Here is a 15,497-nt window from a genome sequence, read left to right as displayed (position 1 = left end):
CGCCGGAATGCCGGGCCCGCACCGAAATGCTTGTTTCAGGCCGGTCCGGCCAGCCCCCGCGGCGATCCCGCCGCCAGGGCGGATGCGCCATCCGCAGCCGAAAGCGGGCCGGTTTTTTGACCAGATGATAAAAATTTGATCATCCGGTCAGTTTTTGCCGGCGGCGGTATCCGTGCGCAGGATGCCGCGCGTGAAAAGCTGCTCCAGAAAGTCGGCTGCGTCCTCGAAGCGTCTGTCGGTCGCGGCCGGCTCGCCCAGCACCGCGCGCACCTGCACGTCGAAATCGGCATAATGCTGGGTCGTGGCCCAGAGGGCGAAAATCAGGTGATAGGGGTCGCAGCGCGCGATTTTTCCCGCTTCCGCCCAGCCGCGGATGACGGCGGCCTTTTCGTCGACAAGCTCTCTCAGGGGGCCTTTCAGCTCCTGCTCGATATGGGGCGCGCCTTGCAGGATTTCGTTGGCGAACAGGCGGCTTTCCCGAGGAAAATCGCGTGACATCAGGAGCTTGCGGCGTATGTACGACCGTATTTCCGTCTCGGGGTCGCCGTCTGCATGCAAGGCCCGCAGGGGCTCCAGCCAGCCTGAGAGGACATGCGCGATCAGGGCGCGGTGGATCGCCTCCTTGTTGCGGAAGTAATAGAGCAGATTGGGCTTCGAGAGATGGGCGGCGTCGGCGATCCGGTCGAGCGTCGCGCCCCGGTATCCGTGGCTCGAAAAGATATCGAGCGCCGCCTCCAGAATACGGCTTTCCTTCTCGTCCTTGATGCGGGTGCGTCTCGGCGCGGACTGCCCTGATGCAAACTGCCCTGATGTGGCTTTCCTTGGGGCCTCTGACATTTTTCTCCTCGATCGATCCGCGGATCGGTTTGCCGAAAGCCGTTCCGCGGAACGGCACGGGCCTTGCATGAGGTTCCCGCGGCACGTCCGGCCAGGCGATCGCCGGGGCCGCAAACCAGCAGCGAGCGAGAACATGAATCGAATAAGCGTCAGCATGGCGGCGAGCAAGACGGGATGCGCCCGCGCGACCGGCGAGGGCCGCCCATGAGCGCCTCGACATTCTCCGTTATCCGCGCCCGCAAACTCGGACTTGTGTACCAGACCGGCGACGGCGCCGTGCATGCGCTCTCCGATGTCGATCTCGACGTGAGGAAGGGCGATTTCGTTTCCTTCATCGGGCCGTCCGGTTGCGGCAAAACGACGTTCCTGCGCATCATCGCGGATCTCGAGCGGCATACATCCGGCACGATCACGGTCAACGGCACGACGCCGGAGAACGCCCGCAAGGACCGCTCCTACGGCTATGTCTTTCAGGCGGCGGCGCTGTTGCCCTGGCGCAGCATCGAGCGAAATATCGCCATGCCGCTCGAAATCATGGGCTATGCGGAGAGCGAGCGGCGGAAGCGCGTCGAGCGCGCGCTGGCGCTGGTCGATCTCGAAGGGTTCGGCCGCAAGTATCCGTGGCAATTGTCGGGCGGCATGCAGCAGCGGGCCTCGATCGCCCGCGCGCTCGCCTTCGACGCCGACCTGCTGCTGATGGACGAGCCCTTCGGGGCGCTCGACGAGATCGTCCGCGACCGGCTGAACGAGCAACTCCTGCAATTGTGGGCGCGCACCGGCAAGACGATCTGCTTCGTCACCCATTCCATTCCCGAGGCGGTGTATCTGTCGACCCGCATCGTCGTCATGAGCCCGAGACCGGGGCGGGTGGTCGATGTCATCGATTCGCCGCTGCCGCGCGAGCGCTCCCTCGACATCCGCGAGACGCCGGCGTTTCTGGAGATCGCGCGGCGGGTGCGGGCGGGGCTCGTCGCGGGCCATGCGCAGGGGGCCGATGCATGACGCCCGCCGTATCGTTCGTGCGCGAGCGCGTGCTGCCGGTGCTGGCGGTCGTCGCCGCGCTTCTGGTGGTCTGGCACGTCTTCGTGGTGGTACTGAACATGCCGTTCGAGCGCGATCAGGCGGCGCGGGCGGGTGTCTCGCCCGGCCTTGCGGAGATCGTGCCGCGCACCTTCGCGCAAGCGCGGCCGGTGCTGCCGGCCCCGCACCAGATCGTCGCGGAACTGTGGGAAACGACGATCGACAAGGCCGTGACATCGAAGCGCAGCCTCGTCTACCATGCCGCCGTCACGCTGTCGGTGACGGTGGCGGGCTTCGTCATCGGCAGCCTGCTCGGCGTCGCGCTCGCCGCCGCCATGGTTCACAGCCGCGTGCTCGACCGCTCGCTGATGCCGTGGGTGATCGCGAGCCAGACGGTTCCCATCATCGCCATCGCGCCGATGGTCATCGTGGTGCTGAATGCCGTCGGCATTTCCGGCCTGCTGCCCAAGGCGATGATTTCGGCCTATCTCAGCTTCTTTCCCGTGGCGGTGGGAACGGCGAAGGGGCTGCGCAGCGCGGACGGACTTTTGCTCGACCTCATGCGCACCTACGACGCCGGCCGGGCGGAAGTGTTCCGGAAGCTGCGCTGGCCTTCCGCCCTGCCTTACGTTTTCGCCTCGCTCAAGGTTGCGGTCGCGGCGGCGCTCGTCGGGGCCATCGTCAGCGAACTGCCGACCGGCGCGGTGGCCGGCCTCGGTGCACGGCTGCTGTCGGGCTCCTACTATGGCCAGACGGTGCAGATCTGGGCGGCGCTGGTGATGACGGCGATCCTGGGCGCGGCGCTCGTGGCGCTGGTCGGCCTCGCTCACGCGGCGGTTTTCAGGCGCATGGAGGGTCGCTGACCATGGGTTATCTCGCCTTCGCGCTCGCCTTCTGGATCGCCGCATGGACGGCGAACGGCGTGCTGGTGCGCCATGCCTTCGCGACGCCGGCGGGTGCGGCCGCGGGGCGTGTCGCCGTGCCGCTGATCTTCGGCGTCGCGGTGCTCGTCGGCTGGGAATGCGCGGTGCGCGGCCTCGGCATCTCGCCGATCCTGCTGCCGTCGCCCGCCGTCATCGCCGAGAGGCTGGCCTCGTCCGTGCCGGTCCTGTGGGCGGATTTCCGGCAGACGTTTCTGAAGTCCGTCCTGCCGGGCTACATCATCGGCTGCGGGGCGGGTTTCGCGGCGGCCATCCTGATCGACCGCTCGCCTTTCCTCCAGAAGGGCCTGCTGCCGGTCGGCCATTTCGTATCGGCGCTGCCGATGGTGGGCGTGGCGCCGATCATGGTGATGTGGTTCGGTTTCGACTGGCAGTCGAAAGCGGCCGTGGTCGTCGTCGTCACCTTCTTTCCGATGCTGGTGAACGCCGTGCAGGGGCTCGCCGCGACAGGCCGCATGGAGCGTGATCTGATGCGCACCTACGCGGCGAACTGGCGGCAGACGCTCGTCCTGCTGCGCCTGCCGGCCGCCGCGCCGTTCATCTTCAACGCGCTCAAGATCAATTCCACGCTGGCGATGATCGGGGCCATCGTGGCCGAGTTCTTCGGCACGCCGACGGTCGGCATGGGTTTTCGCATCTCCACCGAGGTCGGGAGAAGCAACATCGACATGGTGTGGGCCGAGATCGCCGTCGCGGCGGTTGTCGGCTCGCTCTTCTACGGTCTGGCCGCGCTCGCGGAGCGCGCCGTCACCTTCTGGCACCCGTCGATGCGAAACGGGCGCGCCTGAGTTTTCACGCAAACAGGGGAACGGACAATGAAAAGCAGATTCGCGCGGATCGCCCGCCTCGGCGCCTTCTCGCTGCTGGCGGCCCAGATATTGGCCCTGCCGGCACTCGCGGCCGACAAGCTCGCGCTGCAACTGAAATGGGTGACGCAGGCGCAGTTCGGCGGCTATTATGTGGCGAAGGACAAGGGATTCTACGCGGAAGAGGGGCTTGACGTCGACATCAGGCCCGGTGGACCGGACATCGCGCCGCCGCAGGTGCTCGTGGGCGGCGGTGCGGACGTCATCGTCGACTGGCTGCCCTCCGCGCTCGCCACGCGCGAGAAGGGCGTGCCGCTCGTCAACATCGCGCAGCCGTTCAAGGCGTCGGGCATGATGCTCACCTGCCTGAAGGAAAGCGGCATCGCGAGCCCGCAGGATTTCCGCGGCAAGACGCTGGGCGTCTGGTTCTTCGGCAACGAATATCCCTTCCTCGCCTGGATGAACCATCTCGGCATCAGGACCGACGGCAGCCCGGAAGGCATTACCGTGCTCAAACAGGGCTTCAACGTCGATCCGCTGTTGCAGAAGCAGGCGGCCTGCATCTCCACCATGACCTACAACGAATACTGGCAGGTGATCGACGCCGGGATCGGGGAGGGCGATCTCGTGACCTTCAAATACGGAGACGAAGGCGTCGCCGTGCTGGAGGACGGGCTTTACGTGCTCGAAGACAGGCTGAAGGACGCCGCTTTCCGCGACAAGCTCGTGCGCTTCGTCCGCGCCTCGATGAAGGGCTGGAAATGGGCCGAGGAAAACCCCGACGAGGCGGCGGAGATCGTGCTGGAGAACGACGCATCCGGCGCTCAGACGGAGGCGCAGCAGCAACGCATGGCCCGCGAGGTGGCGAAGCTCACCGCCGGATCGACCGGCGCGCTCGACGTGGCCGATTACGAACGCACGGTCGCGATCCTGCTGGGCGGCGGCTCCGATCCCGTCATCACACGCAAGCCGGAAGGCGCTTACACGCTCGACATCACGAACGAAGCCCTGAAATAGAGCTGCGGACTACGGCCCCCGCCGGCCCCGTGCGCGGCGGGAAGGCGCTGTCCGTGAAGGGCGGTGTTACGGATCGTGGCGATCGGATTGCGCGAGGTTCCGCGCCGGGAAGGCGACGATGAAGCGCGTGCCGCCGCCGTCCGGCGTTTCAAGGCGCATGCTCGCGCGGTGGAATCCGGCGATCTTGCGCACGAGAGCGAGGCCCAGCCCCCAACCGCCCGCCGCCTCGCCGTGGCCGGCGGGCCGATAGAAGGGTTCGAATATTCTCTCCCTTTCCGCCTCCGGTATGCCGGGGCCACGGTCGCGCACCACGAGTTCGACGGCTCCGTCGCCACGCCGCACCGCGACGGTGATGGGCCTGCCGCCGTGGCGGACGGCGTTCTGGATGAGATTGCGCACGAGGCGCGCCAGCAGGCGGCGATCGCCTGTGATCGTTGCGGGCTCGCCTGCGACCGCCACGTCGTGACGTGCGCCTTCCTCCGCCGCCAGCGCCAGCAGGTCGACGCTCTCCCGCGGGCGGGGCGTCTCGCCGTGATCGAGACGGCTCGTTACCAGAATTTCATCGACGAGTTCGTCCAGTTCGGTGAGGTTGCGGAGGATCTCGCGCTTGCGCGCCTCTGTCGGACCGGTTTCGTAGAGATCGACGGCCATGCGCAGGCGCGCGAGCGGCGAGCGCAGTTCGTGGCTGGCGTTGGCGAGCAGCGTGCGGTGCGCTTCGACAAGCCCTTCGATCCTTTCCGCGGCAAGGTTGAAGCTCTTCGCGAGGGCCGCGACCTCATCGCCGCCGTGCACCGGGACGCGCCGCGCCAGATCGCCCTCGCCCCACACCTCGACGCCCCGGCGCAGGCGTTCCAGCCGGCGGGTGAGGCCGCGCACGGCCGGCCAGGCCGCCAGACCCGTGACACCCGCGACCAGCGCCAGCAGGGCGAGCGGATTGCCGCGACGGGGCCAGAACGGAGAGCTCGTGCGCGCGGCGACCACGCGGCCATCGGGCAGGCGTATGGCGATATGGCGTCTCTCCTCGCTGCGGGCGAAGCGCGCCGCACGTTCCGGCGCGGCGATGGCGACGGGCTCTCCCACCATCGCGTCAAGCCGCCCGTCGGGCGCGAAGACGGCGATATCGGCATCGAAGGCCCTCGCCAGCCTCTCCAGCACGATCCGCGTTTCCGCCGGATCGGCGTCGGCCGGCAGCATGGCGGCCAGCAGGGCGTCGCGTTTCCGGGAGAAGCCGAGATCCTCGTCGTCGTGGCTCAGCCGCAGGAAGGCGGCCCCCGCCAGCGCCACCACGACGAGGCTGGCCAGAAGGGTAAGATATATCTTGAGAAAAAGACTGCCGCGCATGCCTTTCAAGCATCCTCATCCTGACGGCGGGCGAGGACGTAGCCCGCGCCGCGCACCGTCACGATGCGGCGCGGGTGTTTGGGATCGTCCTCGATCGCGGCGCGGATGCGCGATATATGAACGTCGATCGAGCGGTCGAAAGCGTCCGCTTCCGCGCCCCTGACCAGATCCATCAATTGCTCGCGCGACAATATCCGCCCGGCGTGCTGCGCGAGCGCCACTAGCAGATCGAACTGATGCCCGGTCATGGCGCAATCCCGCCCGTCGACGCGAGCGACCCGCGAGCCGGGATCGATCTCCAGCCGCCCGAAGCGCATCACGCCGTTCCGGCCGGTCGTTCCGCTCCGCCGGCGCAGGATCGCCCGGAGACGCGCGAGCAGTTCGCGCGGGTTGAACGGCTTGGGAAGATAGTCGTCGGCCCCGATCTCCAGTCCGACGATGCGGTCGGTATCCTCGCCCCGCGCCGTCAGCATCAGCACCGGCACATCGGAAACGGCGCGGATGCGCCGGCAGGTTTCGAACCCGTCGAGATCCGGCAGCATGATGTCGAGTATCACCGCGCCGGGTGCCCGGCGGGCCAGCTCGGCAAGCCCCGCGCGGGCGGTCGCGGCCTCGCGCACGGCAAAGCCGTTGCCGGACAGGTAGTCGAAAAGCATGGCTGACAGCCGCGTGTCGTCATCGATGATCAGGACCTCATCCGTCATGCTTCATGCCCGCCGCCCAGCCTCGTCCCTTCAATCTACGGCGTTTCCGCATTTCAATGAAATGCGGAAACGCCGCACTTTTCGATGTGACGCATTTTCTTCACGCGAACCGGTATCCGTTTGCCTGAAAACGCTCCGGCGTCAGCGCAGCGGTTTGCGATCCCCGAATCCGCGTTCCTGAAAGCGTTTGGCCAGCGTGGCCCGCTGTTCCGGCGTCAGCACTTCCGCCGCGTCCAGAACGGCCTCGGTCAGTTTTTTGGACGCTGTGTCGATCGCCGCGACGCGCTCGGCGCGCAGCGTCTCGACAGCCTGGCGGTCGACCGTCCCGGCGCCGAGTAATTCGGCAACCGTTCCGCGGGCATCCCGGAACTCGCGCGCCAGCGGCCGCAGTTCGGTGCGGGTCGCGTCGACGATCGCCCATATCCGCTTTTCCTGCTCCGCCGTAGCGTCGACCGCCTCAAGCGCCCGGTCGATGCCGCGTCCGGCGAACGGGCCGCCGCGATGACCGCCCGCGCGCGCGAAGCAACCGTCAGGGCCGCCCGCCGCGCTCGCCAGAGTAGCCGCGCCGACGCCGCCGAGCACGAGCACGGCAAGGCCGCCGGCAACGATCCAGCCGCGCCGCCGCGGTGCGACGCGGGCCCCCGCGCCGGCGGTGTCATTCTGCTTGTCCTGCTGCTTGTCCCGTTCCATCTCGAAGCTCCTTCCTCATGCGGCCCGATTGCCGCGACGAGAGAAGGTTAGGCGAGGCGTGTTTCCCCCTTTGCCGGCCGATGTAAAGAAATGTTAAGCGCGACGGGTGTCGCGCCGGCAGGGACCGCTATCTCATGCCGCCGAGCACGTTGATGGTGAACGCCAGCACGCCCAGGTTAAAGATGAACGCCGCGGTGCAATGGAGCGTGACCACGAGGCGCATGTGCGAGTTCGTCACCTCGACATCCGATGTTTGAAAGGCCATCCCGAGACAGAACGAAAAATAGGTGAAGTCGATATAGTTGGGCTCGGCCGTGCCGGGGAAGGCAAGGCCGCGCCGGTCGTGGCCGGCGTCGTTCGGGCTGTAGAAGATATGCGCGTAATGGAGCGCGTAGACCGTGTTGCTGAACGCCCATGACAGCACCAGGGTCACGACGATCAGGGTGAGATGGAGTGCGGCTCGCTCGCTGTCCTGCGACAGGATGCTGGCAATCGCGGCGAGGATGACGACCATGACGAGGCCGCTCAGGGCGAGCAGAACGCTGCGATTGGCGTCATTGACCGTTGCCGTCGTGCGCATCTCGCTCGGCTCATTGTCCAGCAAGGGCATGCACGACAGCAGGAAAATGGCGGCGGCGACGTCGAACGCCGTCATGAACCCGATGCCCCAGCCGAGCACGGGGATCGCCGCGGCTCCGGCGGCGACCGTGATTGCCGCGAATGCAATGAAACGCGCAGGGGCGATGATGTTACCGATGCGGCGACGCGTTCCGTTGCGTGTCATGGCTGTACTCCAGCACCCTTCGCGCCGGGCCCGCGAGATCCGCCCCGGTCGATCATGCCTCCATCGATTGCCGAAGTTTCGGCACAATGCAAGCCGTCACCCCTGCGGGCATGGCGGGCGTTGCCCTCCTGCCTCAAGCGCGAAATATGAAAGCCGCTCCGGCGGCTATCAGCACAAATCCGATGATGTGATTGATGGTGATTGCTTCCTTCAGCCACAGAATGGAAAAGCCCGTAAAGACCAGCAGCGTGATCACTTCCTGCATCGTCTTGAGCTGCGCCGTGGAATAAACTTGGCTGCCTATCCGGTTGGCCGGAACGGCGAGACAATACTCCATAAAAGCAATTCCCCAGCTTGCCAGAACAGCGACGGCCAAGGGAGAAGACTTGTATTTCAGATGGCCATACCATGCGAATGTCATGAAGACATTCGAGGCGACCAGCATCAAGGGGGGAAGGAGCGTGTTCCAGTTGAGCGTCATGTTCAGCCTCGGCAGTTGCGCCGCATGGCATAGCATCAGATTTCCGCCGGAAGGAAGAGCGGCGCTCGCGAGGGGCCGGCCACGACAACGGATCGCCTTGTCATCCGTCCGGGAACGGCCGAAGGGACAAAAGCATGATGACGGGCTGCAAGTCGCCGTTCGCTCTCGCCTGACATGCCGGATACAAGCTGAAAAACGCCGCGAGCGAAAAACGCCGCAACGGCAAGATGAATTCAACGTGTTTACCGAAACAGAGTGTCTGTCCCGGTCGGCCGATATATAGTTTTCTCGATATGATGCATTTGGTGAGCGCGCTGGGGCTCGAACCCAGGACCTACTGATTAAAAGTCAGTTGCTCTACCGGCTGAGCTACGCGCTCACTCACCAACAATGCCTCGGCCGTCGAGGCCGGCGCATCTGTCTGCGGGCACAAGATATCGACATCGAAGAATGCACATGCCGATTCTTCGATTATGACGTACCTGTCACCAGATGAGGTATCAGATACGGAGTCGAGACCGCCCGGTCAATATGCAAAGCGGTCATTCCACCCGGATGATCGGTTTTTACACATCTCTTCCGCGTCGCCCGGCATGCGCCGCATGCCCGCGGCGCGGCGTCAGCCGGATGCGCCGTTGCGAATCGGGGGTTGAAAGGTCAGGCCCATGTCCCACGGAAAATAGATCCACGTGTCTTGCGAAACCTCGGTGATGAAGGTGCTGACCAGCGGCCGGCCCTGCGGCTTGGCGTAGATCGCCGCGTAATGCGCTTCCGGCAACAACGTATGCACCAGCGAGAGCGTCTTGCCGGTGTCGACGAGATCGTCGATGACGAGGACGTTGCGCCCTCCGTTCTTGCTGAGAGCGGGCGAGATTTCCTTGATGAGCTTCAACTCGCCCTGGTTCGCGTAATCGTGATAGCTCGCGATGCATACGGTCTCGATCAGCCGGATTTCCAGTTCGCGCGCGATGATGGCGGCAGGCACCAGCCCGCCGCGTGTGACGCACACCAGCGCCTCGAACGGCCCCGCATCGTGCAGACGCCACGCCAGCGCGCGCGCATCGCGGTGGAACTGGTCCCAAGAGACCGGAAACGCTTTCTGGGAAGCCGCAGTCATGAAAAAAGCCTTCGATAAATCAGGAAGAACGCCGTTACCGTGCAATCGCGCGATTGTCCATAGCGCGACAGAGGCGATAGCGCCGATTTGCGCCCTCAGGCAAGGCGTGCCGTTGGCGTCGGCACCACCCTGGCGACCAGCGCGGCAACCTCGTTGTATGCCTCCTCAAGCGCCTGCGTATCGCGCGAGCGAAGCACGAGATGGGTGCCGTACTGTCCGTCTTCCATGAACGGATAGCTGCCGATCGACACCGCGGGATGGCGCTGCGCCGCAAGGCCGAGATCCGCCGCGATATCGCCTTCCCGGCACGAGGCGCGCACGGTGCGGGAGATGATGGGGATCCCCGTGGTGAGCTGAGGCGCCACGTTGTCGAGCATCACCTGCATGATGGCCGGGATGCCCGCCATCACGATCACGTTGCCGATCCGGAAGCCCGGCGCCTTGGAAATCGGGTTGACGATCAGCCGCGCGCCTTCGGGGATGCGCGCCATCCGGCGGCGCGCATCGTTCAGATCCTCGGGGCGGATATACTCCAGCAGCATGGCGATCGCGCGCGGATCTTCTCCGATGGAGACATCGAACGCGCGGGCGATGGCGTCGGCCGTGATATCGTCGTGGGTAGGCCCGATGCCGCCGGTCGTGAATACATAGGTGTAGCGGGCGCGCAACGCGTTCACCGCGTCGACGATCTCTTCCTCGACATCGGGAACCACGCGCGCCTCGCGCACGTCGATGCCGATCGCCGTCAGATATTCCGCGATATAGCCGATATTGCGGTCCTTCGTGCGGCCCGAGAGAATCTCGTCACCGATAACGAGTACCGCCGCCGTCACCGCCGGAAGCAGCTTCGCATCTTCCGCGCTCTCCGTCATCGCCTTGCACCTCCGGTTTCGCGTCCCGCCGCACGGGCGGCCGGGCCGTCACGCTCCCGGAAGCGTCGACAGGTCGAAGCTCGTGATCATCGGCCGCGCCGCAGGCTCTACCATGTCGGCGAACCAGCGGGTAGGGGCCTTCGTCACCAGCCGGTTGTAAGCCTCGGCCGCGCGGGAATAATCGCTGCGGGCCACCACGATGCGGCTCTCGCTCTGCACAAGGCGCGCCAGCACCGTGCTCACGGGCGGCTGCGCCCGGCGTTCGGGATAAAGCTGCATCAGGTCGAGCACCTTGCCGAGTTCGACGGAAAGCGCGTCCTGCGTCGCCATGAACGCGCGGAAACGATCGACCGAGAACGGGGCGTGCGGATCGGCGGGAAGATTGATGACCTGCTGCCGCTTGTTCTCGAGCGCGCCGATCAGATCGAGCTGAGCCGGGTTGACGACCTTGACCGCGTCTATCACGTCCTGCGTGAGATAGGCCCGCAACTGGAATTGCAGCGCCACCTCGCTCCAGGCGTTGACGGCGCGGCTTTGGGCCTGCGGCACGTTCATGAAGCGAGCGCCGAAAAACGCCAGCACAAGAACAAGGATGACGCCGATGACAACGATCACACGGCTGCGGGAGGATGCCGCCATATCCGATATCCTCTGTGTCTGGCTTGCCAACAGTCTATCTTCCGTAACGTCGCAAGACGATGCCTCAGCGCGCGGCCGGGGCCAATAAATGCCGAATCTCTGTCACAGACAAGGGCGCAGCCGTCAGGCGACGTGGTTTTCCTCAAGGTTTCGGTTGTCGGCGCCGGCCTCCAGCATCAGCCTGGCTCTGGCGCGCAGCTTCTCCGTCTCGCTCTTCAACTGGCCGCAGGCCGCGAGAATGTCGCGCCCGCGCGGTGTCCGCACCGGGCTGGCGTAGCCGGCGCGAAACACGATATCCGAGAAGCGCTCGATGCTCTCCCAGTCCGAACACTCATAGGCGGTGCCGGGCCACGGATTGAAGGGGATGAGGTTGATCTTCGCCGGGATGCCCTTCAACAGCCGCACCAGCTCGCGCGCATCGGCCGGCGTATCGTTCACGTCCTTCAGCATCACGTATTCGAACGTGATGCGCCGGGCGTTGGAGAGGCCGGGATAGGCGCGGCATGCGTCCAGAAGCTGCGCGATCGGATATTTGCGGTTGAGCGGCACCAGCGTATCGCGCAGATCGTCGCGAACGGCGTGGAGAGAAATCGCCAGCATCGCGCCGATTTCCTCGCCGGCGCGCGCGATCATCGGCACGACGCCCGATGTCGACAGCGTGATGCGGCGGCGCCCGATGGACAGGCCCTCGCCGTCGCTCACGACATCCATCGCGTCCCTGACGTTGTCGAAGTTGTAGAGCGGCTCGCCCATGCCCATCAGCACGATGTTGGACACATAGCGCCCGCCGTCGGTGGGCACGAAACCCATCTGCGGCGGGGCGGCCTCCGGCCAGTCGCCCAGACGGTCGCGCGCGACGATGACCTGCGCGACGATTTCCGCCGCGGTGAGGTTGCGCACGAGGCGCTGCGTGCCGGTGTGGCAGAAGGTGCAGTTCAGCGTGCAGCCGACCTGGCTCGACACGCACAGCGTGCCGCGATCGACCTCCGGTATGTAGACGCACTCGATTTCCGCGCCGCGATCGTGCGGGCCGGTAGAGGGCATGCGCATGAGCCACTTGCGCGTGCCGTCGGAGGAAACCTGTTCCGTCACGACTTCGGGACGCGCCAGCGTGTAATGGGCGGCGAGTTGCGTGCGCAGGGCCTTGGCGATGTTCGTCATCGCGTCGAAATCATGCACGCCGCGCGCATAGATCCAGTGCCAGAGCTGGGTGACGCGCATTTTCAGTTCGCGCTCCGGCACGCCGATGGCGGCGAGCGCATCGCGCAATCCCGCGCGTGTCAGGCCCGTCAGCGAGGGCCGGCCGGCCTCCCGCGCAAGCACCACGCCCCCGGCGGGTCGCCCCGCCGCGGAAATATCGTTCGCGATGTCCAGCGCAACCGCCGTCATGGTCATACCGACTCCACCCGTCACCCCGAATTGTTCAGGAAAGCGGCTCTATAGCACGCCCCGACCCGAATAACCAGAGGCAGCAAGCGTTGCGGTACGACGACGGCCCGCAAGCCGTCAGGGGCACTCGCGCGCGAGTTGTTGCAGGGCGGCGGAGACGCCGGCAAGCGAATACTCGTCCGTCAGACTGGAACCGCGCGCCGAGGTGGACCTGAGGCTCAGTCTGGAGCCGGCGCGGAAGGCGGCGAGAACCGCGCTTTCCTGCGCGGGGTCCTTGACCCATCCGTTCTCGCCCTTGGTGACGAGCAGATACGTCGCGCCGTCGACAACCGCCTGGGCATCCTGGCCGGGGCGGGTCGGGAAGCCGAACACGATGCTGATCTCGTTGCGCACCTTCTCGGCCGGGCGGGTCGAGACGAAAAGATAGGCCGGATCGCGGTTGAGCCCGGCCGGCAGCCGCGTCTTGGGCTGGGTGACGGCGTAGCAGACCTTGGCGCCGCCCTGCCCGGAAGTGTAGACGCTCCAGTCGGAGAAGGTGCCGGCCAACCTCGACCCGGCGCCCGGCGGCTGCTGCGCCCGTGCCGCTGCGCCCGCCAGTGCGAACGCGAGAATCGAAGCCGCGAGAAGGCCCTTGAGGGGGCGTGCCGAAGTCAGTCGAATCATGGTCGCATCATACCCTTTCCAGCCGGCGGATGTCGCCGGACGTCATATTGCGTCTATCGTCTCGCCCGCGGCAGGGGCTATCGGCCGCGCGGCTTTCAGGAAACCATGACATCCAGCCATGACATTCATGTCATGGCACGGGATGGTAAAATTTCCGTCACCGGCCGGGCGAAAGCATGGCATATCGGCGCGCGCGGCGGCGGGTCGCGCGCGGATGTCGCCGGTTATCCGTTCACATGTTCGGGATCGGCCGCTGCCGCGGCCTTTTCCTGCGCGGCCCGAATGGCTGCATGGGCGTCGCTCACGGCGTCGCGGACATTCGCCTTGAAATGCACCAGCGGATGGCGCACCCCGTGCAGCAGCAGCGTGCGGCGCACGCCGGGCCGTGCGCCCGTGATCGAGATGATGGCGCCGCGCGCGTGGGCCTTGCGCACGAACCCCTCGATGGTCGCCGCCGCTGTGGAATCGAGAAACGGCACCGCCGAGAAGTCGATCACATAAGCCTTCGGCTGCCGGGCGATCCGGTCGAGCGTCGTGGCGACGCTCGCCGCCGCGCCGAAGAAGAACGCACCCGAAATGCGCGAGACGACGACATCGGGATCGCTCGCCTCCGAGGCGTCGTAGGGCAGCAGGGAATCGCGCTCGTCGTCGTCGGCCGTGTCGGACGGGATGTGCGGGGCGAAGGCGGCGTTCTCCACCTCCACCGATTGCGCCATGCGATGCAGGAACAGCAGGGCGCTCAGGGTGAAGCCGACGACGATGCCCTCGATGAGATCGCGGAACACCGTGAGCAGGAAGGTGGCTCCCAACACCACCGCATCGCCGCGCGAGGCGCGCAGCAGCGTGGCGACGGCGTGCTTTTCCACCATGTTCCAGGCCACCGTCGCCAGCACGCCGGCGAGCGCCGCGAGCGGAATGTACGAGGCGAGCGGCGCGGCGATCAGGATGAAGAGCAGCAGGAACAGCGCATGCAGGATACCCGCCACCGGCCCCTGCGCCCCGGAACGCACGTTGGTGGCCGTGCGGGCGATGGTGCCCGTGACGCAGAAACCGCCGAAAAGCGCGGAACCGATGTTGGCGGCCCCCTGCGCCACCAGCTCGCAGTTGGAGCGGTGGCGGCGCCCGGTCATGCTGTCGGCCACCACGGCGGAAAGCAGGCTCTCGATGCTGCCGAGCAGCGCGAAGCTGATCGCGGCCGGCAGCGCGGCGACGATCCTGTCAAGCGACAGGTCGGGCAGCCGCGGCGCAGGCAGAGACTGGGGAATGCCGCCGAACTTGGTGCCGATGGTCTCGACCGGCAGGTCGAGGGCGAAGGTCGCCAGGGCCGCGAGCGCTACCGCGATCAGCAGGCCGGGAAGACGCGGGCGGTATTCGCGCAGCCCGATGATCATCACGATGGTGGCGGCCGCCAGCGCGAACGCGGCGGCGTTGAAGGTGGGCAGCGCTTCCCCGAGCGCGGCGAGCTTATCGAAGATCGGCCCCGGCTCCGGCCCGCTGAGCGTGAGTCCGAACAGGTCCTTGATCTGGCTGGAGAAGATGATGACCGCGATGCCGGCCGAAAAGCCGACGGTGACAGGATAGGGAATGTATTTGATGAACGTGCCCAATTGCAGGAAGCCGATCAGCAGCAGCAGCACGCCGGACAGCAATGTCGCCAGGATCAGCCCCTCGACGCCCTGCGTGGTGACGGTGGCCGCCACCAGCACGATGAACGCGCCCGCCGGTCCGCCGATCTGGAACCGGCTGCCGCCGAGCAGCGACACCAGAAGCCCGCCGATGATCGCCGTATAAAGCCCCCGATCCGGCCCCACGCCGGAGGCGATGGCGATGGCCATCGACAGCGGCAGCGCGACGATCGCCACCGTCAGGCCCGCGATCGCGTCGGCCTTGAAATGGGCGAAGGTGTAACCCTCGCGCAGCACCGTGACGAGCTTGGGGGTAAAGAGTTCCACAAAAGTGGGCGCCTTGCCGGCGCCGCTGGCGGGCGAACGGGACATCGTGATCACCTCAACGCGCGTCGTCCCGCAAGGGGCGCCGCGCAGGCTGGACGCAGGGCCGGGCACGCTCGCGGTCGACGTTTCCTTCACGCGCCGCAACCGCACGCCGGATTGCCGCACGCGCGGCGGGATCGTCGGGCCCGGAAAACACCCCCGAAGCAGGCTTGCGGGGCGGGAGGCGGCGGTCGCCGTTACGCGG

At 66.3% G+C, this 15,497-nt stretch carries 16 protein-coding genes and 1 tRNA gene; 4 read left to right on the top strand and 13 right to left on the bottom strand.

Going from position 1 to position 15,497, the window contains the following annotated elements; all coding sequences use genetic code 11:
* Positions 1–147 precede the first annotated feature (147 nt).
* Positions 148–837: a TetR family transcriptional regulator C-terminal domain-containing protein gene (locus tag ACOYJQ_RS08155; RefSeq protein ID WP_433457556.1), complete on the bottom strand. Its 690-nt coding sequence runs from the start codon at positions 835–837 to the stop codon at positions 148–150.
* Between the two features lie 204 nt (positions 838–1,041).
* On the opposite strand from ACOYJQ_RS08155, the gene ACOYJQ_RS08150 reads away from it, so the two are divergent.
* The 4 genes from ACOYJQ_RS08150 to ACOYJQ_RS08135 are packed head-to-tail and all read left to right on the top strand — an operon-like array spanning position 1,042 to position 4,621.
* A complete protein-coding gene (locus ACOYJQ_RS08150) occupies positions 1,042–1,839 on the top strand; it encodes an ABC transporter ATP-binding protein (protein ID WP_433457555.1) in 798 nt (265 codons plus the stop codon).
* Complete coding sequence (locus ACOYJQ_RS08145) at positions 1,836–2,720, top strand: ABC transporter permease (RefSeq protein ID WP_433457554.1); 885 nt, start codon at positions 1,836–1,838, stop codon at positions 2,718–2,720. Before ACOYJQ_RS08150 ends, ACOYJQ_RS08145 begins: the two co-directional genes overlap by 4 nt.
* A 2-nt stretch (positions 2,721–2,722) precedes the next feature.
* Positions 2,723–3,586: an ABC transporter permease gene (locus tag ACOYJQ_RS08140; protein ID WP_433457553.1), complete on the top strand. Its 864-nt coding sequence runs from the start codon at positions 2,723–2,725 to the stop codon at positions 3,584–3,586.
* Positions 3,587–3,613: 27 nt separating this feature from the next.
* Positions 3,614–4,621: an ABC transporter substrate-binding protein gene (locus ACOYJQ_RS08135; protein ID WP_433457552.1), complete on the top strand. Its 1,008-nt coding sequence runs from the start codon at positions 3,614–3,616 to the stop codon at positions 4,619–4,621.
* Positions 4,622–4,687: 66 nt separating this feature from the next.
* Here the strand turns inward: ACOYJQ_RS08135 and ACOYJQ_RS08130 are convergent, their stop codons facing one another.
* The 12 genes from ACOYJQ_RS08130 to ACOYJQ_RS08075 form a co-directional block, all read right to left on the bottom strand.
* Positions 4,688–5,962: a sensor histidine kinase gene (locus ACOYJQ_RS08130; protein ID WP_433457551.1), complete on the bottom strand. Its 1,275-nt coding sequence runs from the start codon at positions 5,960–5,962 to the stop codon at positions 4,688–4,690.
* A gap of 5 nt (positions 5,963–5,967) precedes the next feature.
* Complete coding sequence (locus ACOYJQ_RS08125) at positions 5,968–6,666, bottom strand: response regulator (RefSeq protein WP_433457550.1); 699 nt, start codon at positions 6,664–6,666, stop codon at positions 5,968–5,970.
* Between the two features lie 141 nt (positions 6,667–6,807).
* Positions 6,808–7,356: a Spy/CpxP family protein refolding chaperone gene (locus tag ACOYJQ_RS08120; RefSeq protein WP_433457549.1), complete on the bottom strand. Its 549-nt coding sequence runs from the start codon at positions 7,354–7,356 to the stop codon at positions 6,808–6,810.
* 127 nt (positions 7,357–7,483) lie between these two features.
* A complete protein-coding gene (locus ACOYJQ_RS08115) occupies positions 7,484–8,140 on the bottom strand; it encodes a DUF1345 domain-containing protein (RefSeq protein ID WP_433457547.1) in 657 nt (218 codons plus the stop codon).
* A gap of 133 nt (positions 8,141–8,273) precedes the next feature.
* Positions 8,274–8,621: a DMT family protein gene (locus ACOYJQ_RS08110; RefSeq protein WP_433457546.1), complete on the bottom strand. Its 348-nt coding sequence runs from the start codon at positions 8,619–8,621 to the stop codon at positions 8,274–8,276.
* A 303-nt stretch (positions 8,622–8,924) separates the two neighbouring features.
* Positions 8,925–9,000 (bottom strand) — tRNA-Lys (locus ACOYJQ_RS08105).
* Between the two features lie 240 nt (positions 9,001–9,240).
* Entirely contained in the window at positions 9,241–9,738 is a 498-nt protein-coding gene (gpt, locus tag ACOYJQ_RS08100; protein WP_433457544.1) for a xanthine phosphoribosyltransferase, read from the bottom strand.
* Positions 9,739–9,833: 95 nt separating this feature from the next.
* On the bottom strand, positions 9,834–10,610 hold the full coding sequence (locus ACOYJQ_RS08095; protein ID WP_433457543.1) for a competence/damage-inducible protein A: 777 nt from the start codon (positions 10,608–10,610) through the stop codon (positions 9,834–9,836).
* Between the two features lie 48 nt (positions 10,611–10,658).
* Positions 10,659–11,249: a LemA family protein gene (locus tag ACOYJQ_RS08090; protein WP_433457542.1), complete on the bottom strand. Its 591-nt coding sequence runs from the start codon at positions 11,247–11,249 to the stop codon at positions 10,659–10,661.
* 123 nt (positions 11,250–11,372) lie between these two features.
* A complete protein-coding gene (rlmN, locus tag ACOYJQ_RS08085) occupies positions 11,373–12,638 on the bottom strand; it encodes a 23S rRNA (adenine(2503)-C(2))-methyltransferase RlmN (protein ID WP_433457844.1) in 1,266 nt (421 codons plus the stop codon).
* A 117-nt stretch (positions 12,639–12,755) separates the two neighbouring features.
* Positions 12,756–13,301, bottom strand: a complete 546-nt coding sequence (locus ACOYJQ_RS08080) for an invasion associated locus B family protein (RefSeq protein WP_433457541.1) — start codon at positions 13,299–13,301, stop codon at positions 12,756–12,758.
* A gap of 224 nt (positions 13,302–13,525) precedes the next feature.
* On the bottom strand, positions 13,526–15,298 hold the full coding sequence (locus tag ACOYJQ_RS08075; protein ID WP_433457540.1) for a SulP family inorganic anion transporter: 1,773 nt from the start codon (positions 15,296–15,298) through the stop codon (positions 13,526–13,528).
* Between the last annotated feature and the right edge of the window lie 199 nt (positions 15,299–15,497).

Source organism: Pseudochelatococcus sp., from assembly GCF_050946405.1.
GTDB lineage: Bacteria > Pseudomonadota > Alphaproteobacteria > Rhizobiales > Beijerinckiaceae > Pseudochelatococcus.
Note: the sequence above shows the minus strand (reverse complement) of the source record. Positions and strands in the feature narration are given on the sequence as shown.